The 24,626-nt window shown below is 35.4% G+C and carries 18 protein-coding genes; 5 read left to right on the top strand and 13 right to left on the bottom strand.

Going from position 1 to position 24,626, the window contains the following annotated elements; all coding sequences use genetic code 11:
• Positions 1 to 3: 3 nt before the first annotated feature.
• From IR010_RS16735 to IR010_RS16690, 10 genes are all read right to left on the bottom strand, one after another.
• Positions 4 to 1,230: a sensor histidine kinase gene (locus IR010_RS16735; RefSeq protein ID WP_194605517.1), complete on the bottom strand. Its 1,227-nt coding sequence runs from the start codon at positions 1,228 to 1,230 to the stop codon at positions 4 to 6.
• A gap of 20 nt (positions 1,231 to 1,250) precedes the next feature.
• Positions 1,251 to 7,610 carry a HAMP domain-containing protein gene (locus IR010_RS16730; RefSeq protein WP_194605516.1) on the bottom strand — a complete coding sequence of 2,120 codons (6,360 nt, stop codon included), beginning with the start codon at positions 7,608 to 7,610 and terminating at the stop codon, positions 1,251 to 1,253.
• Between the two features lie 70 nt (positions 7,611 to 7,680).
• Complete coding sequence (locus IR010_RS16725) at positions 7,681 to 8,112, bottom strand: response regulator (RefSeq protein ID WP_194569522.1); 432 nt, start codon at positions 8,110 to 8,112, stop codon at positions 7,681 to 7,683.
• Positions 8,109 to 9,557: an ATP-binding protein gene (locus IR010_RS16720; RefSeq protein WP_029272494.1), complete on the bottom strand. Its 1,449-nt coding sequence runs from the start codon at positions 9,555 to 9,557 to the stop codon at positions 8,109 to 8,111. Before IR010_RS16720 ends, IR010_RS16725 begins: the two co-directional genes overlap by 4 nt.
• A 128-nt stretch (positions 9,558 to 9,685) precedes the next feature.
• Positions 9,686 to 10,069 carry a response regulator gene (locus tag IR010_RS16715; RefSeq protein WP_029272495.1) on the bottom strand — a complete coding sequence of 128 codons (384 nt, stop codon included), beginning with the start codon at positions 10,067 to 10,069 and terminating at the stop codon, positions 9,686 to 9,688.
• A gap of 278 nt (positions 10,070 to 10,347) precedes the next feature.
• Positions 10,348 to 11,973, bottom strand: coding sequence for a sensor histidine kinase (locus IR010_RS16710; protein ID WP_194569524.1), 1,626 nt, complete (start codon positions 11,971 to 11,973; stop codon positions 10,348 to 10,350).
• A 5-nt stretch (positions 11,974 to 11,978) separates the two neighbouring features.
• On the bottom strand, positions 11,979 to 12,992 hold the full coding sequence (locus IR010_RS16705; RefSeq protein ID WP_194569526.1) for a SpoIIE family protein phosphatase: 1,014 nt from the start codon (positions 12,990 to 12,992) through the stop codon (positions 11,979 to 11,981).
• Complete coding sequence (locus IR010_RS16700) at positions 12,985 to 13,347, bottom strand: anti-sigma regulatory factor (RefSeq protein ID WP_317174477.1); 363 nt, start codon at positions 13,345 to 13,347, stop codon at positions 12,985 to 12,987. The genes IR010_RS16705 and IR010_RS16700 overlap by 8 nt, the downstream gene beginning before the upstream one ends.
• A gap of 31 nt (positions 13,348 to 13,378) precedes the next feature.
• Entirely contained in the window at positions 13,379 to 13,777 is a 399-nt protein-coding gene (locus tag IR010_RS16695) for an STAS domain-containing protein (protein ID WP_029272500.1), read from the bottom strand.
• A gap of 21 nt (positions 13,778 to 13,798) precedes the next feature.
• Entirely contained in the window at positions 13,799 to 14,626 is an 828-nt protein-coding gene (locus tag IR010_RS16690) for an STAS domain-containing protein (protein WP_194569528.1), read from the bottom strand.
• 575 nt (positions 14,627 to 15,201) lie between these two features.
• Here IR010_RS16690 and IR010_RS16685 point away from each other — a divergent pair.
• From IR010_RS16685 to IR010_RS16670, 4 genes are all read left to right on the top strand, one after another.
• The gene (locus IR010_RS16685; RefSeq protein WP_194605514.1) at positions 15,202 to 17,346 is read left to right on the top strand and encodes a catalase; all 2,145 of its coding nucleotides are present in this window, start codon (positions 15,202 to 15,204) and stop codon (positions 17,344 to 17,346) included.
• A gap of 18 nt (positions 17,347 to 17,364) precedes the next feature.
• On the top strand, positions 17,365 to 17,934 hold the full coding sequence (locus IR010_RS16680; protein ID WP_194605512.1) for a ferritin-like domain-containing protein: 570 nt from the start codon (positions 17,365 to 17,367) through the stop codon (positions 17,932 to 17,934).
• A 213-nt stretch (positions 17,935 to 18,147) separates the two neighbouring features.
• A complete protein-coding gene (locus IR010_RS16675; RefSeq protein ID WP_194605510.1) occupies positions 18,148 to 18,957 on the top strand; it encodes a mechanosensitive ion channel family protein in 810 nt (269 codons plus the stop codon).
• 99 nt (positions 18,958 to 19,056) lie between these two features.
• Positions 19,057 to 21,234 (top strand): hypothetical protein, encoded by a 2,178-nt coding sequence (locus IR010_RS16670; RefSeq protein WP_194605507.1) that lies wholly within the window; start codon positions 19,057 to 19,059, stop codon positions 21,232 to 21,234.
• Between the two features lie 83 nt (positions 21,235 to 21,317).
• Here the strand turns inward: IR010_RS16670 and IR010_RS16665 are convergent, their stop codons facing one another.
• Positions 21,318 to 22,487: a zinc-dependent alcohol dehydrogenase gene (locus tag IR010_RS16665; RefSeq protein ID WP_029272506.1), complete on the bottom strand. Its 1,170-nt coding sequence runs from the start codon at positions 22,485 to 22,487 to the stop codon at positions 21,318 to 21,320.
• Between the two features lie 204 nt (positions 22,488 to 22,691).
• On the opposite strand from IR010_RS16665, the gene IR010_RS16660 reads away from it, so the two are divergent.
• Positions 22,692 to 23,372, top strand: a complete 681-nt coding sequence (locus tag IR010_RS16660; RefSeq protein ID WP_194569538.1) for an SRPBCC family protein — start codon at positions 22,692 to 22,694, stop codon at positions 23,370 to 23,372.
• A 74-nt stretch (positions 23,373 to 23,446) separates the two neighbouring features.
• On the opposite strand, the gene IR010_RS16655 is transcribed toward IR010_RS16660, so the two are convergent.
• Together IR010_RS16655 and IR010_RS16650 are read right to left on the bottom strand one after the other, a co-directional pair.
• On the bottom strand, positions 23,447 to 23,746 hold the full coding sequence (locus IR010_RS16655; RefSeq protein WP_194605504.1) for a hypothetical protein: 300 nt from the start codon (positions 23,744 to 23,746) through the stop codon (positions 23,447 to 23,449).
• A gap of 173 nt (positions 23,747 to 23,919) precedes the next feature.
• Positions 23,920 to 24,552 carry a ferritin-like domain-containing protein gene (locus IR010_RS16650; RefSeq protein ID WP_194605501.1) on the bottom strand — a complete coding sequence of 211 codons (633 nt, stop codon included), beginning with the start codon at positions 24,550 to 24,552 and terminating at the stop codon, positions 23,920 to 23,922.
• Between the last annotated feature and the right edge of the window lie 74 nt (positions 24,553 to 24,626).

Raw genomic sequence — 24,626 nt, 5'->3', positions numbered from 1 at the left:
TTATTAGCTAGCAGGAATATAAATATTAAAAGTTGCGCCCTTCATGGGTTCGCCCGTTGCGTTGATATGACCATTGTGATTTTCAACTATTTTTTTGACAATCGCAAGGCCAATCCCTGTTCCATCATACATGTCTTTACTATGTAATTTTTGAAAGACGCCAAATATTTTTTCACTGTGCTGCGGTTCAAATCCGATTCCATTATCGCCAAAACTGATGTGGCAATAGTCAACATTTGGGGCTAATTTTTCTTTTTCTAAATTGGCTCCACTTACGAGCTGACTTTTAATATTTATTTCAAGCGGTACTTCTGTTCTTGAAAATTTTATAGCATTATGTATTAAATTTTCCATTAATTGAACAAACTGAAAAGGAATTATAGTAAGTACTCCATGAAAATCAGTTGTAATTGTTGCATTCTTCTCTAACAAATTTTCGTGCAAGGCTATTTTTACATCAGAAATAACAGTATTTAAATCAACCTTTTCGAATCTGCGATCAACAATAGTAGTACGAGAGAAAGTTAAAAGACTGTTTATAAGCTCTCGCATTCGGTTTGTCGAATAGAGAATTCTGTTAAACTTATGTTTACCGTCTTCAGATAAATTTGGGTATTCATTCGAAAGAAGAAGATTGACAAAGGTCTGGATTTTTCGTAAAGGTTCCTGAAGATCATGACTTGATATATAAGTAAAAGCGTCCAGTTCCATATTTTTCTTTCTGAGTTCTTCTGCGTGCTTTTCAATTGCTGCATATTGTAAAGCAAGTTCTGAATTCGATTTTAAAATTATTTCATTAAGGGCTTTTGTCTCTTCTTCCTTAATTTGTAATTCTCTATTTTTCTTAAACAATTCAGTAAAAACCATCACCTTTGCCTGCAATATTTCTGGAGACAAAGGTTTAATCATATAATCAACAGCACCAGATTGATATCCCTTGAAAATGTATTCAGTAGTATTCATATTTGCCGTCAAAAAAATGATAGGAACATGTTTTAGTTTATCACTTTGGCGAATAAGTTCGGCTGTTTCAAAACCATCCATCAATGGCATTTGAACATCCATAAGTATAATAGCAAAATCCTGATTTTTCAATAATATCCGCAATGCATCTTTTCCAGATGTTGCTTCAACAAATTGATAACCGCGATCTGCCAGGATGACTTGCAAAGAAAGTAGGTTTTCTTTTTTGTCATCGACTATTAAGATTTTAATTGCATTCTCTACCATTATACTTTTGAATATAATTATTATTTAAGCCATACACGCATAAGAGAGGAAAGCTGTTCAACATTCACTGGTTTTGTCATATAATCTGAGGCACCTGATTCTATGCAACGTTGTCTATCACCTTTCATTGCTTTTGCTGTTACTGCTATGATTGTTAAATCTTTGTGTTTGGCATCTTTTCTAATGCGTTTCATGGTTTCATATCCATCCATTTCTGGCATCATGATATCCATTAAAACGATATCAATTGCAGGATCTTCATTAAGAAGATCAATTGCTTCCTGACCGCTTTCGGCACTTATAACATCCAATCCGTAACGTTCAAGAGCAGTTGTCAATGCAAATAAATTACGAACGTCATCATCAACCAGCAATACTTTCTTACCGACTAATACATCTTCTTTCAAATAAAAAGATTCAATTGTTTCTCTCATTGCATCTGGCAGTTCTTTATGTACACGGTGCATAAATAAAGCTGTTTGATCAATAAGTTCATCCATAGAATTTGCACTTTTTGTAATAATACTGTGAGCAAATCGATTCAATTTTACCTTTTGTTTCTTATCAACATCTCCTGCGGAATGTATAATAATTGCCGTTTCTTGTCCTGCAATATTATTTTCAAGATCGGTAATAAGATCAAGTCCATCTGCATCTGGCAATACTAAATCTAAGATAATACAATCAAATGATTTTTCTCTTATAAGTGCAACTGCTTCAGCAGCCGTTTTTGCACTGAAAACAGTTATGTCTTCGCCGTTCACTGCTTGCAAAATTCTGTCTAATTCCTGCTGATTGTCGTCTACAATTAGTAAGTTTTTAGCTTTTTTATTTTTGAAATCGTGAATATCGTTAAAAAGATAAGCCAGGGAATCATTTTTTACGGGTTTAAGAAAGAAGTTTCTCGCGCCTCGTTTAAGCCCTTTATTTCTTTCATCTTCTCCAGAAATGATGTAAACCGGAATATGACGCAGGTTAAAATCGGTTTTAAGCCTGTCCAGGATTTTCCATCCGCTCGTATCCGGCATATTAAGATCCATTGTAATAGCATGAGGATGAAACTGGTTTATAAAATCAATAACATCATTTCCTTTTGTAGTTACAATTGCCTTAATTCCATTAATGTGCGCCTGCTCAAGCATAATTTTAGCAAAAGTTAAATTATCTTCTGCAATCAATAATACTTTATCGCCTGGTTTAATATCTGTTCTGTCATCACCTACCTCATCAACAAAGAATAAATCAATATCAGATCTATTAAATTTTTCTGATGGCAGTGATTTGATTCGGCCTTTTACGTCTGGTTCCTCTGTAAATTCAATATCTTCTATTTCAGAAATGTCAACATATTGCAAAGGAAGGAACAGTGTAAATTTACTTCCAATGTTTGTCTCGCTTTCCAGTTCAATACTTCCTCCTAATAAATCAGAAAGCCCACGGCTGATTGATAATCCCAATCCTGTTCCTCCATATTTTCGGCTTGTTGAACCTTCGGCTTGCTGGAAAGCTTCAAAAATGATGTTTTGTTTTTCTTTAGAAATACCAATTCCTGTATCTGAAATTTCAAAAGCGACTACTGCTTCTGCATTTTCTAAGCTTGCATTAGTCGTTTTCCAGTTGTTGCTTGCTCGGTATATTTTTAGCTGAACTTCACCTTTTTCAGTGAATTTAAATGAATTAGATAAAAGATTTTTTAAGATTTGATTTAATCGCTGTGAATCGGTTTCCATCAATTCAGGAAGTTCATCATCCATACTGATTTTAAAACGAAGGTGTTTCGCTTCTGCAATAGGATTAAAAGTAGATTCAACAAATCGGCTGATTTCTGCAAAACTAATCGGATTGTAATCGACAGAAATATATCCAGATTCGATTTTTGATAAATCTAAAATGTCATTAATCAGCTGAATAAGGTCATCTCCGCATGAATTAATCGTTTTGGCAAATTGAATCTGTTTTTCAGAAAGATTTCCATCTCTGTTGGCGATTAATTCGTTGGCCAAGATCTGTAAACTGTTCAGCGGTGTTCTTAGCTCGTGCGACATATTCGCCAAGAACTCCGATTTATATTTTGATGTTAAAGTCAGCTGATCTGCTTTTTCTTCCAAAGCTTTTCTTGCAACCTCAACCTCTTGATTTTTCAACTCCACTTCTTCCTTCTGATTTGCCAATAAGAAAGCTTTTTCTTCTAATTCTTCGTTGGTATTTTTCAATACTTCCTGCTGACTTTTCAGCTCGCCTGCCAGCGATTGTGACTGTACTAAAAGTTCTTCCGTTCTTGAATTCGACTCAATTGTGTTCAATACAATTCCGATACTTTCTGTCAATCCTTCCAAGAAATCTAAGTGTGTCTGGCTAAAGGTATCAAGCGATGCCAATTCAATAACTGCTTTAAGCTGTCCTTCAAACAATACAGGCAAAATAATTACGTCCTGCGGTTTCGCATCTCCCAAACCAGAATTAATTCTGATATAATCTTTAGGAACATTGCTCAAAATAATTCTTTCTTTTTCTATCGCAACCTGACCAATAAGGCCTTCTCCCATTGCATATTGCGTAGGCGAATTTTTTCTTTTGATATAGGCGTAAGAAGCAATTAAATTTAATTTAGAATCCTCAAAGTTTTCATCTTCCTGTAAAATATAGAACAGTCCGTGCTGTGCGGTTACAACCGTTGCGAGCTCAGAAAGGATTTTTTTGGTAACCGAATTCAATTCTTTTTGCCCTTGAAGCATTTGAGTAAATTTCGCCAAATTCGATTTCAGCCAGTCTTGTTCCTGATTTCTTAAAGTCGTCGCTTTCAGATTCGAAATCATCTGGTTAATAGTATCTTTCAAGGCTTCTACCTCACCTTTTGCTTCAACACCAATTGTTCGCGTTAAATCTCCTTGTGTTACCGCAGATGCCACCTCAGAAATCGCACGCACCTGAGTCGTCAAATTCGCCGCAAGCTGGTTTACGTTTTCTGTTAAGTTTTTCCACGTTCCCGAAGCTCCCGGTACATTTGCCTGGCCTCCTAGTTTTCCTTCGGCTCCAACCTCACGGGCAACCGTAGTTACCTGATCAGAGAACGTTGCCAAAGTATCAATCATTTCGTTGATGGTATCTGTAAGTTGTGCAACCTCACCTTTAGCATCAATAGATAATTTTTGTTTTAGATTTCCTTTTGCTACGGATGTTACAACTTTCGCAATTCCACGTACTTGGGATGTTAAGTTCGAAGCCATCAAGTTAACAGAGTCTGTTAAATCTTTCCACGTTCCGGCAACCCCTTTTACTTCAGATTGTCCTCCCAGTTTTCCTTCGGTACCAACCTCACGCGCCACACGAGTTACCTCTGATGCAAACGAGTTCAGCTGTTCCACCATCGTATTGAAAGTATTTTTCAAATCTAAAATCTCTCCTTTTACGTCTACCGTAATAGGTTTCGAAAGGTCACCATTGGCTACGGCTTTTGTTACCTCAGCAATATTACGCACCTGATCCGTTAAGTTCGATGCCATCTGGTTAACAGAATCTGTTAAATCTTTCCATGTTCCTGCAACTCCGGGAACGAATGCCTGACCTCCCAGTTTTCCGTCAGTACCTACCTCACGCGCCACACGAGTTACCTCTGATGCGAAGGCACGAAGCTGATCCACCATCGTATTTACGGTTTCTTTCAACTGAAGGATTTCTCCACGAACGTCGGCGGTAATTTTCTTCGACATATCCCCGTTTGCTACGGCAATGGTTACCTCGGCAATATTACGTACCTGTGTCGTTAAGTTACCCGCCATCTGATTAACAGAATCCGTTAAATCTTTCCATGTTCCCGCGACTCCAGGTACATTCGCCTGACCTCCCAGTTTTCCTTCGGTACCAACCTCACGCGCCACACGAGTTACCTCTGAGGCAAACTCACGAAGCTGATCCACCATCGTATTTAAGGTTTCTTTTAATTGAAGAATCTCTCCACGAACGTCAACCGTAATTTTTCGGGACATATCTCCGTTTGCTACGGCAATCGCCACATCGGCAATATTACGTACCTGAGCAGTTAAGTTACCCGCCATCTGGTTAACAGAATCTGTTAAATCTTTCCATGTTCCGGCAACTCCAGGTACATTCGCCTGACCTCCCAGTTTTCCTTCGGTGCCAACCTCACGTGAAACCCTCGTTACCTCCGAAGCAAAGCCTCGAAGCTGATCCACCATGGTATTAATTGTATTTTTAAGCTCAAGGATTTCTCCTTTTACATCTACTGTAATTTGTAATGATAAATCGCCTTTTGCTACCGCCGTTGTTACTTCGGCAATATTACGTACCTGCCCTGTAAGATTCGATGCCATCTGGTTTACCGAATCCGTTAAATCTTTCCACGTTCCTCCAACACCTTCTACCTGAGCCTGACCTCCCAGTTTTCCTTCCGTACCCACCTCACGCGCTACACGGGTTACCTCTGATGCAAATGAGTTCAGCTGGCCCACCATCGTATTAATGGTATTTTTAAGCTCAAGGATCTCTCCTTTTGTATCTACGGTAATCTGACGCGATAAATCGCCTTTTGCTACCGCTGTCGTTACCTCAGCAATGTTACGTACCTGACCAGTTAAGTTGGATGCCATCTGATTTACAGAATCTGTTAAATCTTTCCAAGTTCCTCCAACTCCTTTTACTTTTGCCTGACCTCCCAGTTTTCCTTCCGTACCAACCTCAAGTGCCACACGCGTTACCTCAGATGAGAACGAGTTCAGCTGATCCACCATCGTGTTAATGGTTTTCTTCAACTCAAGGATTTCTCCTTCGGCAACAGCTGTAATTTTTTTAGATAAATCGCCATTTGCTACCGCTGTTGTTACCTCGGCAATATTACGTACCTGACCCGTTAAGTTCGAGGCCATTTGGTTCACGGAATCGGTTAAATCTTTCCAGGTTCCTCCAACTCCTTTTACTTTTGCCTGACCTCCCAGTTTTCCTTCTGAACCTACCTCACGTGCCACACGGGTTACCTCGGCACCAAAGGAGTTCAGCTGATCCACCATGGTATTGATTGTATTTTTAAGTTCCAAGATTTCTCCCGCAACGTTTACCGTAATTTTTTTAGATAAATCGCCTTTTGCTACCGCGGTTGTCACCTCGGCAATATTACGTACCTGACCTGTTAAGTTCGATGCCATTTGATTAACGGAATCGGTCAAATCTTTCCAAACTCCACCAACACCTCGCACTTTTGCCTGACCTCCCAGTTTTCCTTCAGAACCCACCTCTCTTGCCACACGCGTTACCTCAGAAGAAAAGGAATTCAGCTGATCCACCATAGTGTTAATCGTATCTTTCAGCTCCAGAATTTCTCCTTTTACGTCAACCGTAATTTTTTTAGACAAATCTCCTTTTGCTACCGCTGTGGTTACATCGGCAATATTACGCACCTGACCTGTTAGGTTTGACGCCATTTGGTTTACAGAGTCTGTTAAATCTTTCCAAGTTCCTCCAACACCTTTTACCTGTGCCTGTCCTCCCAGTTTTCCTTCGGTTCCTACCTCTCTTGCCACACGCGTTACCTCTGATGAAAACGAGTTCAGCTGATCCACCATCGTATTGATGGTATTTTTAAGTTCCAGGATTTCTCCTTTTACGTCTACTGTAATCTTTTTAGATAAATCCCCTTTTGCTACCGCCGTTGTTACGTCGGCAATATTACGTACCTGACCCGTTAAGTTCGATGCCATTTTATTTACAGAGTCGGTCAAATCTTTCCAAACTCCACCAACACCTCGCACTTTTGCCTGACCTCCCAGTTTTCCTTCGGTACCCACCTCACGCGCCACACGGGTCACCTCCATCGAGAATAAATTCAGCTGTTTTACCATTCCATTTACCTCTTTGGCAATTCTGAGGAATTCTCCCTGAAGCGGATTTCCTTCAATAGAAAGTGGCATTTCCTGAGATAAATTCCCTTTTGCAACCGATGTGATTACGTGCGCTATTTCAATCGTCGGATGCACCAGATCTGAGATTAAGGTATTAACAGAATCAACACATGAACTCCAAGATCCTCTTGCACCATCTAAAGCTACTCTGTTAGTCAGTTTTCCTTGTTTACCAATACTTTTTCCTACCTTCTGAAACTCGAAAACCATTCTTTCGTTCAGATCAATAATTTCATTTAATGTATCACAGATCGATCTTTTAATTCCATTCTGATCCGTTGGAAAACGCTGTGTGAAATTTCCATTTTTAACCTTAAGCAAAATCTTTAAAAATTCTGCATCATTCAAAATAGATTCTTCAGATTCGATTTTCTTTTGTTTGGATTTTGCTGGTTTTTCTCCTGCCACTATTGGAAGTGCCACAATAGTTTCAGTATTTACCTTCTTATTTTCTTTTATTTTTTTCATATCTCAATTCTTTATAGAATGATTAAAAATCTGATACATTATTTTATTTTCTTAGTACTAAAAGGTCTGTTTATAAACTTTCATCCAGTAATATCTTTCGCAAATGAAACTGAACAAAAGCATCCATTGAATCCGATCTTTTAGTATTTTCAGTATAATTTAAGGGCTTTATAATATAGCCTGAAATCCCAAGCTTTTCTGCTTGAGACCTGTCATTTCCTTCTGAAGAAGTAGTCATTATAAACACTTTTAAATCTTTTAGATTTTTATCTTCCCTAATCACTTTCAAAAATTCTATTCCGTTCATTCTTGGCATATTAATATCCAAGAGAATAACATCCGGAACCAAACCTGCATTTGGATCTCGTAAAATTTTCAAAGCTTCGATTCCGTTATATGCCGTATGAAGAACGTATTCACTTTCTAACTTTTTTAAAGACCGCTCCACACTTATAATATCAAGCCCGTCATCTTCTACCAGTAATATTGTTGGTTTTTTCATAACTTATTATTTCTCCAAGTAAAAATAAATTCAGCTCCCTTTCCTAATTCAGATTTAACGATGATTCTTTCATCTTGATCATCAATTATTTTCTTTACAATTGCCAGTCCAACTCCGGTACTTTCCTGTTCATCCTGTTCCCTCAATGTCTGAAAAATTTCGAATATTTTTCGATGATATTCAGGTGCAATTCCAATTCCATTATCCTTTACAGAAAATTCATAAATAGGTAAAAAATATTTACAGCTTATGTGAATATGGCCTTCCTCCTGCGGAATGTATTTTACTGCATTACTAATTAAATTAGCAAAAACTTGTTCGAGTTTTATTCGTTCTGTAAACAAATCAGGAAGATCATCTATTTCTAATTTAAAATTTCTAGGAACAATCGAATCTGCAATTTCATGAACCAGTGCATTTGTATTGATATGTTCGGCTGGAGTTTTAAGATTAAGTCTAGCATAATCGAGCAAACCGTTTATCAAAGCTTCCATACGTCTGGTTTTCTGCGGAATAATATTAAGATATTTTTTAAGCTCAGGCGAAAGTTCATCTGAATGATCTTCTTCTATCCAGCTTACTACATTATGAATACCGCGTATTGGTGCCTTAAGATCATGCGAAACAACATAGGCAAATTTATTAAGTTCTGCATTTCTATTTTTCAGCTCATGAATATTTTTATCTAATTTAAGAGACATGCTGTTGAGTGAAATTTCTAAAGCAGTCAATTCATCGTTTCGTGTATCTTTAACTATAGTAAATTTACCTTTTGAGATATTTTCTGCCAAATGAATCATCGAACTAATTCTTTTAGTCGTAAGAAAAACAATAAATACAGTGCTTCCTACTCCGATGATAATCGTTAGTGTCAAGAAAATTAAAGAAAATGTACGAGCGTATTTGATTGAGGTCAGAAGCATATCTGTATGATGTTTTCTCATCTTATACTCAATTCTATCAAATCGAGAAAACTTGCCGGCTATCTCATCATTTATTTTCTTCCCTACATGTTTTTTAAGTGTATTTTCAAAAAGATTTCGATAAGAATCAGGTCCTTTTTTTCGCATTTCTATTAGCTGTGCCGAATATTTCAGCCAGTCGTTATGACGCAGGTTAATAGAATCTAAAATAATACGCTGTTTGTTATGAGTTCCAATTCGTAACTGTTGTTCTTTTATTAATAAAGGCACAATTTTAAGCCCTTTAAAATAAGAGTCTAAAAAAGTCTGATCGTCTGTAAGAAGATAACCGCGAAAAGCACTCTGCATCTCTATTATTGCTTTATGAGTTTTATTTGAAGTCCGAATAATTTCTTCAGATCTGGCAAGAAACTGAGAGTTGCGCTGTACCTTTTTAGACAACATATAATTTGTATACGAGTCCGCCACAGACAATAAAATTATTACAGTAAACGCTAAAAGAATTTGAGTAGATAATTTCATCGGCAACAATTAACATACGCCTGAATATCAGACACTTTATTTCTTAATAAAAATAAGAAAAAAAACAAAAAGTTCATTGAATAATTTTAATAAGATAACGTATTGCGAAAGATTACCAATACTAAAGATTATGCACTGTAAGTATATCTGCTCAATATTTCTTTTAAGTCGTTAAAGTTATTTGGCTTTGAAATAAAATCATCTGCTCCATGCTCTTTTGCCTCTTGAATAATATCATCTAACTGTGAGGTCGAAAAGATAATAATAGGAATTTGTTTAAGTCTGTCTTCCTTTTTTATTTCTGTCATAAATTCCAGTCCTGACATAATTGGCATATTTAAATCAAGAAAAATAACATCGGGCATAATTTCGTTTTGCATCAATTTGCGCAATGCTTCAACTGGACTGTAAATTGCTGTATATGCTGCAGAAGAAACAGCATTTAATGCTTCCATGAACAAATCGCAATCGTCACAATCATCATCAATTTGAAGTATATTTTTATAAGTCATCACGCTTATTTTTTTTAATTTTAAAAATAAATTTTCAGCTAAATCATTTCAAGAAACGTTAATTTCATTTTTTGAAAATCGTTTAGCTATTTAAAATTGCATTTGCCTAAATTGCATTATTACAAACAAATAGCATCTTACTTACTCAAATGTAGTAATTTAAACCTCAACAAAATACTCAAGTATTAGAAATAAGCACTCTAATTTCATGATTTTTAAAGTAAAACTTACAAAAATCGTTAAATTAATTTCTAACATTAAATTTCATCCTACAACTATCAATCTCTTTTTGGAAGGTAAATCCAAAAAGTTGTTCCTTCGTCGGGCTTACTTGTGAAATTTATAACACCGCCGTGATTTTCTATAATTCGCTTGCATAACGCAAGTCCGATTCCGTTACCGCCAAACTGATCCCGCTGATGCAGTCGCTGAAACATATCGAAAATACGTCCTGAATATTCATTGTCCATTCCGATACCATTATCAGAAACCGATATAACATAAAAATTACCTACTGGACTTAATTTATCTGTCTTGAAATTATCAGACAAAGCAGAAGAAATAATTATTGATGGCTGTGATGTATTGAATTTTAGCGCATTATTAATCAGGTTATAAAATAACTGACGGAGTTGCGAACTAACACCAGAAACACGCGGTAATGCTTCTACTGTGATCAAGGCATTCTTTTCTTCAATAACAAGACTAAGATCACTAATCGTCTCTGTAATAATATGATTTAAATCTAGTTCCTGCAGATTTTGCAGTTTATTATCTATTCTGGAATAATTAAGTACATCAGAAATAAGAGTAGATAATCTGCCTGCTGCAAGGGTGATTTTATCAAAATAATACTGTTTCCTTTGCTCCTCGGTCAAAAACTCTGCGGCACGCGAAAGCATAATCAGAATTTTGCGAAGCGGTTCCTGCAAATCATGACTGGCAATAAAAGCAAATTGCTCTAACTCTTTATTTTTAAATAATAACTTAGAATTCGCATTTTCTAATTCTTGCTGAATCATCTTTAGCTCAGAATTATCCTTAAGAGTTTCGACAACTGTTTTTTGGGCATTAATGTCTACAAAATAAACAAGCCAGCTGTTAAAAGAACCATCTTCAGCCTTATTTGGAATTATCGATATTAAATGCCAAACATACTCTGAATCTTTTTTAATTCTTGTTTCTCCAAAAAAATCTGATCTGTCTTTTTTGGCTTTACTCCACCCTTCACTTATTTCATCTAAATCATCGGGATGAATAAAAGTGGCTAAAGTCTTTTTATCAAAAACAGTAAAAGGCTGCTGTACATAATCTTTTAGCGAATCATTAGCGATAAGCACATGGTTTCTTTCATTTACAACAGAAATTAAAACAGGAAGCGTATTCGCCAATTGCCTGTATCTGTTTTCACTTTCTCCCAGTTTTTCAGAAAGTGCTATTAATTCGATATTTTTCTTTCTGATCTCATCATACGGCGACAATGGCGGTTCATACTTAAAATAATCTACTAAACTTTTTATTTTTATATCTGAAAGAAGTCCTGGTGCTGCTACTTGCTGACTTAGTGTAGTTACAGATTGATTGTCTGAATAAGAATATTCGATATTTCCTGATATTTTTGCTGCATACTGATAGGCTTCAGGATTGCATTTTTTTAAATCTACAGCATCTGTAAGTACTGCCAGTATTTCTTTATGGCTTGGTCTTAGAATATTAATCCCAATTCTCAAAACTGAGTTTTTTCCTTTAGCAATAGAACATCTCGCAACTTCTGAAACAGCTGTAGAGAATCTAGTTTGTGCTGACGATGGCATACCGCACATTTCTGCAATTTTCATTGCTCGCTTGTGTGCCAGTATTAAGTCCATTTCGTTATCAAGATTAATTTTTACAATCTCTTTCATAGCACTTAAATTATTTTACCCACCAGAACTGTTGCATCATCAGTGCCTCTTATATTATCTTTATATAACGAAGAAGCAATTATTCCAGGATTCTGTTTTATTATAGAAGTCAGATCATTTAAATTCCACCTTGTACGTAAACCGTCACTGTGCATTACTATAACCTGATGTTTTTGGTAAGGCACAATCGCGCTGTTTAAGGTACGCGGAATATTATGACCAATTATACCATTGTATGGAGTGTATGTTTTGTTTTCCATACCGCTGTAAATACGTGTATTAATATTTCCTATACCACAAATATTCCAATTTTCAGATTGATAGTCAACGCATGCAATTGTAGCGACCAATCCTCTGCTTTTTTTGACTTTTTCATGTATATCACGAAGAATTGCTTCAGGCTCACTTTCACCACACTGCTTAAAAGCTTTTATCGCTTGCTGAACCGCTTCATGTGCATTTGCTCCATGACCTAATCCGTCTCCAACTAATATTTGAAAACCTTTTTTTGAATGTTTGATATGATATCCATCACCACATACTCTTTCTCCAGGATAATTTACTCTTACAGCAGAAAAATTAAGTCCGCTAGCAATTGGTGATACAGTAAAATCAGTTTTTTCGCAAATTTTTACATATTGTATTGTTCCCCAATTTCGCAGGGAGTAAATCTGAAAATCATTGCTCAATCTTTTAATAGCGCCTAAACCTTGTCCTAAAGTATTAGAAGAAGAATAGCCGTCATGCATTATTTTATTGACATTTTCAATTCCTTTACCACTATCCAAACAATATATTTCAATCTCATTATGTCCCTCTTCTAAGTGAGCTCTGTAGAGCAATTCACCACCACCAGCATATTTAATAAGATTTGAAGTTAATTCGGCAACAATAATATCTGTTTCAGCAGCTCTATGTGGGCTAAAACCTAATTGAAGTGCCAAATTATGTATTTCTCTTTTTATAAAAGCAATAAGGCTTCTATCTTCAATTTTATAACTGGAAAAAGTATTATCCATTTTTCCATTTTGTTATGGTCACAGTAGTACCGTTTCCTAGTTCTGTTTTTATATCAAATTCATTTACAAGCCTTTTTGTTCCTGGTAAGCCAAGACCCAGGCTTTTTCCTGTGCTATATCCGTCTTTCATCGCTAAATCAATATCTGGAATACCAGGACCATTATCTATAAAAGTAACACGCACGCCATTATCACGGCCGTTACTTACAGCTTCAATAATAACTTTGCCGCCTCCCCCATATTTCAAAAGGTTGCGGACAAGTTCACTTGTCGCAGTAATTAATTTGGTTTGATTTAAGATACTCATCCCAATTTTTACGCCATAGTCCCGCACGCGGTTGCGCAATGGCACCACATCCTGTTCTTTTAGGATAGGAATTTCTTCTTTATTCGTTGTCGTCGTCATCTACCTGCTCTTCGTTATCGCCATTGTACATTTTCGCGCGAAGCAGATCCATCCCTTTTTCAACATTTAAGGCACTAATAACACCTTTCAAAGACAGTCCAAGTTCTACAAGAGTAATAGCAACTGCAGGCTGCATTCCTACTACCACTGTTTGTGCATCCATAATTTTAGACATTACAGCAATATTTCCTAAAATTCGTCCCATAAAGGAGTCAATTATAGAAACTGCTGAAATATCAATTAACACACCTTTAGAACTGTATTTGTTTATTGTGTTTATTAAGTCAGATTCGAGATTTTCTGCTAATTGATCGTACAAGTCAACCTGTATTGTAACCAATAAAAAATCTCCCATCTTGAGTATAGGAATTCTTTCCATATTGTTTAAACTCTTATTCGATTATTTTCTCTTCACCACCGTCAGCTGCAACATTTCGAAGGCTGTTTGAAGAGCACTTGCCAGTGATGCTTTTGTAATAATCCCTGTAAGATCTATTCCTAAGTGTACTACTGTTTGAGCAATTTCTGGGCGAATACCGCTGATAATACATTCCGCACCCATCAATCTTGTTGCGCTTACAGTTTTAATTAAATGCTGTGCTACTAATGAATCTACTGCAGGAACACCTGAAATATCCAAGATCGCAATAGAACTTCCTGTATCAACAATTTGCTGCAAAAGGTTTTCCATTACTACCTGAGTTCTTGAACTGTCTAAAGTTCCAATAATTGGCAATGCTACAACTCCATCCCAAACTCTGATTACCGGAGTTGAAATTTCGCTGATTTCATCTATTTGTCTTGAAATCACATCTTCACGGCCTTTCATATAAGCTTCAAAAGTCATGATGGTCATGTTGTCTAAAACTGAGCCTAATTGTAAATTAGCGTTGTATAATTCTACTGGATCTTTTTCTATATCGGATAGGATTTTTGAAGCCGCTTCTTTAAAAGAAATAAGATATTGTGCATTTTCTCTAGGTGAAAAACCGCGCTTTGCTCTTGAGCTAGAAATTCCGATAAGCAAATCGTGAACTTTTTCAAACTCTTCTGAATTTTGATTGTCCTTGGATTGGTGCAATGCATCTAGTAAGAGTGATGCAAATTCTTTTGATTCTTCTTCTTCTGTTGCCCCATCAGTCGATCCGTTTTCTAAAAGAAGCTGAGACCATATTGTAAGTAATTTGTTTTCATGCTCTTTTAAAGCACCTAAGACATTTTTTTGCATTTGCTGTATGTTTGGTTTTTGTATAACAAATATATACAAATAACTTTATTAAAATTCAAAAAAAATTAAGCAAAACTTTACAAAAATAATACTATTTATCTTATAATATTGATAAAAAACTAAGTTTAATCTTATAAAAGAGAAAAAAAACTATTTTAAAAAACTATAATATTAAGGAGAAGAATGTTACTTAAAAATTCAAAATTAATGCAATTACTTATAAAATTTGCGTCCCAAATGTATCTTTTCAGTTAGACTGTTTATTTATATAATTACTTGATTATTTTACATAATTAACATGTTTTACAACTGTTTTACGATTAATTGAAAAATCTATTTTCTAATCCAGAAAAATGGTCACCCATAATTATTATAAGATTAAAATCATTATTCAAATAATGGTAATTCTACAATCTTCAATCTTAATAATATAATAACGAGGTAGTTATATAAAGTAAATTTGGTTTACTGGATAATTAAAAGTAAATAAAATCTTAATTAATATTAATAAGGAGATAAAATTTTAAAGTAATATCCAACAATAACTTTGAGTTTAAACCAATAACATTTTACTAATGGAAAATTTTCAAGATGAAAAACAGCGAGATTTGTCTATAAACAAATCAGATGGAACTAATAAGTTCATGACGACCGACCAAGGCGTTAAGATTAATGATGATAACAATTCGCTAAAAGCTGGCGAAAGAGGTCCTTCTCTGCTAGAGGATTTTATCTTAAGAGAAAAAATTACCCATTTTGACCACGAAAGAATTCCAGAAAGAATTGTACATGCCCGCGGATCTGGTGCACATGGTTTTTTTGAAGTAACAAACCCAATTCCTGAATTGACAAAGGCAGGATTTTTGCAGGAAGCAGGATTAAAAACTGCTGTTTTTACACGATTTTCGACAGTAGCCGGGTCAAGAGGATCAACTGATTTAGCAAGAGACGTGAGAGGATTTTCAGTAAAATTCTACACACAGGAAGGTATTTATGATTTAGTAGGAAACAACATTCCCGTATTTTTTATTCAGGACGCTGCAAAATTTCCAGACCTTATTCATGCCGTAAAACCAGAACCACACAACGAAATCCCACAAGCAGCATCTGCGCATGATACTTTTTGGGATTTTATTTCTTTAATGCCAGAATCAATGCACATGATTATGTGGGTGATGTCTGACCGTGCAATTCCAAGAAGTTACAGAATGATGGAAGGTTTTGGAGTTCACACTTTTAGATTGATTAATGAAGCAAATGAATCATCTTTCGTAAAATTTCACTGGAAACCAAAATTAGGAACTCACGCAGTCGCTTGGGATGAAGCTCAAAAAATTTCTGGAAAAAATCCTGATTTTCATAGAGAAGATTTATGGGAAGCTATTGAAATGGGAAATTTCCCTGAATGGGAATTAGGCGTACAAGTAATTCCAGCAGAAGATGAAAACAAATACGAATTTGATTTGCTTGATCCAACCAAATTAGTTCCAGAAGAATTAGTTCCGGTAACGATTGTTGGCCGAATGGTATTAAACAGAAATCCTGATAATTTCTTTGCAGAAACAGAACAGATTGCTTTTCACCCAGGACATGTAGTTCCGGGAATTGATTTTTCAAATGACCCGCTTCTTCAAGGAAGATTGTTTTCTTATACCGATACACAATTGTCTAGATTAGGAAGTCCGAACTTTCATGAAATTCCAATCAACAGAAGTGTTGCTCCAGTTCACAACAATCAACGTGACGGACATATGCGTCAGGAAATTAATGTTGGCCGCGTAAGCTATCACCCTAATTCGCTAGGTGGCGGATGTCCTTATCAGGCAAAAATTGCTGAAGGCGGATTTTCTAGTTTTAACGAAAGAATCGACGCACATAAAGTTAGAGAAAGAAGTGAAAGTTTTACAGATCATTTTGGTCAAGCCAAATTATTCTTCAACAGTCAAACTCCAACAGAAAAAAGCCATATTGTAAAAGCATTGCGTTTTGAACTTGGTAAAGTAGATACTACAGCAATTCGAGTAAGAATGCTTGGCCTTTTATCTCAAGTAGACAGAGAATTGGCTGAAAAAGTGGCAGAAGGTCTTGGTGCTACGGTTCCTCCAATTTTAGAAACGCCTATTAATCGTGGTGTATCTCCAGAAAACGAAGAAGCTCTTAAACACGAACCACAAACTGTAGAGCAGTCTGTTTCATCTTCTGATGCCTTGACAATGCTTAAAAATCCAACAAATTCGCCTACAATTGCTTCAAGAAAAGTAGCTATTATTTGTAATGATGGTGTTTCTGAAGCTGCTGTGAGCAATATTAAAAATGCACTTTTAAAAGAAGATGCAAAAGGATTCATTGTAGCTCCGCATTTAGGTTCTATAAACACAGATTCTGATGGCGCAATTGGAGTTGATTTTAGTTTTTTAACTGCTTCATCTGTACTTTTTGACGCTGTATATATTGCAGACGGATTGAATGTCGATGCACTTGCAGACGATCAGGATGTAAATGAATTTTTAAGTGACGCTTACAAGCACTGTAAAGTTATTGGCGCAGACGGCCATGCTACTTCAGTAATAAATGCTGCACCATTTGCTTCTAAAATTACCAACGATGATGAAGGCTTAGTATTAACAGGCGAAGCTGGAACAGATGATTTTGCACAAAAATTCATTACCGCTATGGGAAAACACCGTTTCTGGGAACGTGAAAAAAACTTATACAATTAATATTAAAAATATAACACCATGAAAAATCAAGAAAAACCGAATCAAAATAAAGCTGATTTAAAAAATCCTAAAGACAATTTTGTAGCGCCAGCTTCAGATGCCGCTACAGATTTAAGAGACTTTTTTATCGATTGTCTTAAAGATATTTACTGGGCTGAAAATGCTCTTGTAACTGCATTGCCAAAAATGATTGCCAACGCTACATCAGCAAATCTTGCGAGCACTATTACAGAACATTTAGCTGTAACAAAAAATCAGGTCGTAAGACTAGAAAAAGTATTTGACTTGCTTGGAGAAAAAGCGGAAGGAAAAAAATGCGAAGCAATGGCCGGACTTTTAAAAGAAGGCGACAGTATTCTGGAAGAAACTACACCAGGAGCAGTTCGTGATGCAGGTATTATTGCAGCATCACAAAAAATTGAACATTATGAAATTGCAACATACGGTACATTAAATGCCTTTGCAAAAGCTCTTGGCGAAAATGATGCATCGAAATTATTAACGCAAACATTGGCCGAAGAAAAAGAAGCTGATTGTCTGCTTAATGATGTTGCATTAAATGCTGTCAATATTGTGGCAGCTGAATAAGCGTTATCCAATTATTTATAAAAAACATCTGCACCAAAATGCAGATGTTTTTTTTTGTTTATACTAAAAACCTTTTCTCCAATGACTTATGATTATATAACCAAACATTATCATTTTGTAAAACTTTCAGTAAATCGCTTATTACTTTTAATATCTAATAGCAGTTCATTTCTTAAATGACAGCATCAATATAATCAATTTAATAAAATAAATATGGAAGAGTTTTTACATGACATTGCAATACATGTCGAAGAATATTACCAAAGTCTTGTTGATATCACTCCAAAATTATTGCTAGCGATTTTAGTAGTTTTAATTGCCTGGATTATTGCATCACGCGTTAAGGGGTTTGCAGACCAAAGATTAAAGCGCAGAATGCATGATCCTTTATTAGCAGCTTTTATTGCAAATCTAATAAAGGCTATTTTAATTGTAATTGGATTTCTTTTCATGTTTCGCGTTATCGGACTTACGGGAGTTGCGCAAAGCGTTCTTGCCGGTGCAGGAATTTCAGCATTTATTATTGGTTTTGCTCTAAAAGATATAGGAGAAAATTTTCTAGCGGGTATATTACTTGCTTTTAAAAGACCTTTTTCTGTGGGAGATATTATCGAAAGCAACGGCGTTAAAGGAAAAGTTGCAGCTCTTAATCTGCGTGATACTGAAATCAAAAGCGACAGCAAAAATATTTATATTCCTAATGCTCTTTTAATTAAGAATACGCTGATCAACTTTAACAGCGAAGGATTTCTGCTTCAGGATTTTACAATTGGCCTTGAATATGGCTCTGATTACAGAAAAGCATTAGAACTTATTACAGAAGTCATGAAAGCAGATACCGAAATTGTAGACAAAGGATATTCTAATTCTGCTGTTGTTTCAGGAATCACTGGTAATACAATTCAAATCAGTATAAAATATTGGGTAAAAACAGACATTACTATCACAGATGGAAAACACCGATCTGAAATTATAATGAAAGTTGCTGAAAATTTACAAGAAAATGGATTTACTATTAAATAAACAGGCAGTATCTTATTAATAAACTCCTTAAACGGAGAGCACTTGCAAACTTTAAGACATATAAAGTTTAGATAATCAATAATTTTTAAATTAATCATTATGAACACAATTACACCTTGGAGTGCCACGGCGCAGGCAGATATTGAAAATAGTGAAGTAGTACTGGAAAGAAAAATTCTTGATTATACCTATCAGTTGTATAATACTGGAGATTCTTTATGGATTGTGGTACTTATGCCGGAAAATAGAAAAATCGCTTTTAGAGCTGCATTCGGAATGAACAGCTGTTTTGAAGTCGCTAATCTTTTTGATGATGAGGAAACGATTGTTGTTTTATTGAATTCAAGATTAGGAAGTTATGAAGTAAGAATAAATTTTCCAGATAATATACTTCATTACAAAACATCTTTTACAGCAAATATTCCATTGTTGATACCTTTTTGGCCACGAGATATTATGCCTCTTACACAAAATGGAAGCGTTGAGAATACAATGGGAAAAATTCACATGCATCAGGTGGGTACGCGCTCTGGATTACTGTTTGCAAACATGACACAGCCAAAAGATATTTCAATATTTTATTTTCAAGATCTGACTTCTATTTCCCCTTATTGTGAAGCCACCAAAACTTCAGCTGGGGAAACTGTTGGCGGAAGCTGGCCAGAGATCGGATTTCAGCTTCCTATAACGAAAGACTTGCCAATGCCAGCTGGAACAGCTTATACTATTTCTGATGCATATGTAATTTTAAATGAAACTGCTGATGAATCTTCACAAGTATGCCAAAATTTTTTAGAGCATCTGGCAAGAATTTATAAAGTTCTTCCTCATCCAAAAACAGAATATCACAATTGGCCTGATATTGCTGAAAAAGTATTAAAAGATTTATACCATAATAAAGGTGCTTGGACACAAACTAACGGAATTCCGTATCTCAATGCTTATTTGTGCGATTATAAAACGCCGGCAGAAAGTATGGTACAGCTTGCCGTATCGGTTCCTTTTAAAGAATTTGAAAAATGGAGCGGTAAAAAACATCCTTTATACAATGATTTAATAAGTGGGATTCCTGCTTTTTATGATCCAAAAATAAATTGCATTAACCGCTGGCTTCCTGCTCTTTGCGCAGATTTGGATAACTCTGAAGAGCAAAAAAAAGAAATGATAATGGATTCGTGGTACCTGCATCATCCGCTCATGAATCTGGCAAAATTAGCTTTAAAAAAAGATAAAATTGCAGAAAAATTGGTTTTAGATTCTATTGAATATGTGATAAAAGTAGCGCATCATTTTAAATACGAATGGCCGGTTTTTTATGATATGGAAACTTTTGAAGTTATTAAAAAAGAAACCGCACCAGGAGATGGCGGAGAAAAAGATGTACCAGGTTCATACGCACATTTAATGCTTTTGATATTTCGTTTAACCAATGATAAACGGTATTTGAACGAAGCAGAAAAAGCAGCAAAAAAACTGACTGATATAGGATCTAACATTTTTTATCAGGCTAATAATACTGCCTTTGCAGCAGGTGCTTTATTAGAATTGTATAAAATCACCAATAAAAAATTATATCTCGATATTAGTTACGCATGTCTTGCGGGCTTGTTCAAAAACATGCAGATTTGGGACTGCCAATACGGATTTGGAAAAAATTATAATAACTATTTCTGTGTATTCCCTCTCAATGACGCACCATATACTGCTGCTTATGAAGAAATGGAAGTTTATGCCGCTTTATCAGAATATTTGATTCAGGCGAAAGGAATAGATATTTTGCCTGCATTGCGAATATTAATTCCTGAATTTGTAAAATATGCCATCAACAGAATTCCGTATTATTATCCTTTAATGCTTCCAAAAGAGATGTTATCAGAAGAAGTTAAAACGGGTGAATTGCAGCCAGATTTATGGGTACCTGTAGAAGACTTATATAATGGCTGGGAACAAAGCGGTCAAGTAGGTCAAGAAGTATATGGCGCAGGAATAGCATTTGGAGTTGTACCAAGACAATACATAAAAATCAACGAAGATTTTTTACTTTTTATCGATTACCCAATTACGCAATATTCTAAAAAAGGAAATTCAGTAACTCTTCATCTTGATGGCAGTGAAGAAATGATTTGCAATTTAAACATTATCATCCTTAATAAAACTGCTGATACTAAAATTAAACTTGAAGCAAATGGTGAAGTATTAAAAGAAAGTAAAAAGACAAAAAAAATGCACAAGTATGAAGTGTGCGGAAAAAGTAGCATTAAAATCGATTTGAACTAAAACCTTGCGCTACTATATTTAAAAATGAAATCCTAAATTAGCAATTCAATGCATAATTTAGGATTTCATTTTTGTATAAAATTTTATTGCCAAGGATCTAGAACTACTTTTACGCAGCCATCTTCTCTTTTCTTAAAAATATCATAGGCATGAGAAATTTCAGAAAGCGGTAATCTGTGCGTGATAATATCATCAAGTTTTACTTTCCCTTCTACAACATATTCCAAAAGTTTGTCTATATGTTTGTGCGCTGGTGCTTGTCCTCCTCTAAGCGTAATACCCTTATCAAAAAATTGACCTAGCGGAAAATTATCATAGTTTACAGGATAAACACCAAGTACAGATACAATACCGCTTCTTCTCACAGCACTCATACAAGCTTCCAATACCTTAGTCGATCCCTTTTCGAAATTTATAGTTGCTTTAAAACGATCGGCAAAATTTCGGTCTGGCTCAAAACCCACTGCATCAATACATACATCTGCTCCTCGCCCATTAGTCAGTTCGCGAATTTGTTCTACAACTTCTTTTGCGCCATCTTCCCAAAGTATTGTTGTACATCCGGTTGTGGCTTTTGCTTTGTCCAGTCTAAATTGCAATGTATCTACCACAATAACTTGCGCTGCTCCGCGAAGCCAAGCGCTTTTCGCTGCCATAAGTCCAACTGGACCTGAGCCAAATATAGCTACAGTTTCACCGCCTTTTACCTCTCCCCAATCAACGCCTGTATATCCCGTTGGGAAAATATCGGTTAAAAAAAGCAATTGCTCATCTGTTAAATCATCCGGAACTGCTCTTGGTCCAAAATTCGCATAAGGAACGCGAACATATTGTGCCTGTCCTCCGTCATAACCACCATATAAATCTGTATATCCAAAAAGAGCACCGCCCTTTTCTGTCAATATACCGCCTTCTGGTCCGTAATGTTCTGGATTGCTATGCTCGCAATTTCCTGGAACATCGTGATTACAAAAAAAACAGTTGCCACACGCAATAGGAAACGGCACTACAACGCGGTCTCCTCTTTTAAGATGCGTTACCCCAGCACCAACTTCTTCTATTATTCCCATAAACTCATGCCCTAAAACCATTGGTCTAGGCTGAGGCAACCCTCCAGAATAAATATGCAGATCAGAACCGCAGATCGCTGTTGAGGTTACTTTTAAAATTATATCATCTTTCTCTTTAATTTTTGGATCATCGACTGTGTCGTATTTTACAGATCCGGGACCATGAATTACGGCTGCTTTCATAATGTTACTTTTTAAAATTAATAATAGCTAATTAACTACTATAAAAGTGTTTAGGCTTATAATATTAAAGTAAATTCTTATATAAAAAACCACTGGCAATCATATAAAATATGAAGCTAAAGCTGTAATTTTTAACAGGCTATAAATACTAGTTTTGAATTCTTATAATTAATTCAACATCAATTATTCATAAAAAAAGAAATCATGGAAACACAAATTGCATCTCCGATAAATTCACAAAAACAAAAAACGTCTAAACTTAAAACTAATGTATCTGCTTTAGAAAGAATTGCAATGATTACAAGCGGTTCTTATTTATTATACAAAGGTCTAGCTGCAGAGAAAAAAAACATTACTAAAATTGGTACTGGAGGATCAATGTTATTACGAGGTCTTTCTGGATATTGCCCCGTTTATGATGCCGTAGACCATTTAAAAAATGACAAAGCTTCAAATATTAATATTCGTGTAAACAGTGTAATCAATAAGCCTGTAAGCGAAGTATATGCTTTTTGGCGTGATGTCGAAAATCTGCCAAAATTCATGAATCATCTAGAATCTGTGCAGCCTATAAACTTTACTGTATCAAAATGGACGGCAAAAGGTCCTGGTGGCATTGGAAAAATAAGCTGGAAAGCCGAAATCATTAAAGATGAAAAAGAAAAATTCTTGAGCTGGCAATCTTTAGAAGAAGCAGCAGTCAAAAATGTTGGAAAAGTAACATTTAAATCAAAAGGAAATGCGACAGAAATTGATGTAACCATTTCGTATCAAGCACCACTTGGAATTGCTGGCGAAAGCGCTGCAAAACTTTTAAATCCATATTTTGAAAAATTGGTAAAAGATGATATTACAAATTTTAAATCGTATCTAGAGTCACACTAACAGACTAAATATATAAAACCAAAAACCTGCGCCGCATTTCGTCGCAGGTTTTTTTGTTTCAATAAAATCAACCTCTAATTACTTGCTTTCTTTGAAGTTAAAGAATCTGTTCGAACAGAGTTATTCCCTTTTTGAGTTGTTCCTGCAGAGCCAGAACCGGTTGAACCTTCTCCAGTCGCGCCAGTTGTTCCTGTTGTACTTGCATTTACATTTGTAGTATCAGCATTTGGTCCAATACTGTCAACCGTTGTTACCGCAGTATCTGCTTCGTTTGTATAATTATCGGCTGGAGCGGTTTCATTTTTTTTGCAGGAAAATGCAAGGCCAGCTACGACAATTAAAAGTGCCATTTTGGTTTTGAATAGCGTTTTCATAATAATGTTTTTATAGTTTGTAATAGCACTAAATTAAACGGATTCATTCGTTATTAGTTACATTATTATTTATAACTACTACAATATTAACAAGTTACAATTAATTTTATTTCTAAACATAAAAAAACCTGCAATTTAAAATTGCAGGTTTTTTTAGGTAGAAGAGTTTTCGACTATTCTTCTTCTGTAGCATCAAAATTAATTGTATTGTATGCTGCTTCAGTTAGTGTAATGTCTGCTTCTTTTTCTTCGTTCAAAGTTTGAACTAATAATTCAACAGCTTCATCTTCTCCTAAAGTTTTAGCAAATGCAGCTAAAGTTCCATAAGTAGCAATTTCGTAGTGCTCAATTTTTTGAGACGCTGCAATAATTCCAGCATCACGAACAGCACCTAATTCTGTTTCTTCCATAATTCCTTCACCCTCTTTAATAAGGCCATCCATTGCATCGCATTTTTTAGCTGATGCTTTTTCTCCTACAGAAGCAAAAACTTGCTCTAAACGAGTTACCTGTCCTTCAGTTACAGTAAGGTGATCGTTGATGGCATCAATAAGATTTTGTGATGTTGCATTTTTTGCCATTTTAGGTAATGCTTTTGTCAAAGCTTTTTCTGCCCAGTAGATATCTTTTAATGAATCTACAAATAATTCTCTTAACCCTTCAGCTGCTGAAGATTTAGCTTTTACAGTACCTTTTGGTGCAGCCGTTTTTGACGTTGCCGTTTTTGAAGTTGTAGTTTTTGATGATTTTGCAGCAGTTGTACCTGTTGCCTTTTTAGTTGCGGTTTTTGTGTTTGAATCTTTCATGATTATAGTTTTAAAATTTGTTTGTCAAATGTATAATCACAATCGACCTAAGTTCTTATAGGATTATCAGTTAA

It is taken from the genome of Flavobacterium sp. MR2016-29, assembly GCF_015350695.1.
Taxonomy (GTDB): Bacteria; Bacteroidota; Bacteroidia; order Flavobacteriales; family Flavobacteriaceae; genus Flavobacterium.
Note: the sequence above shows the minus strand (reverse complement) of the source record. Positions and strands in the feature narration are given on the sequence as shown.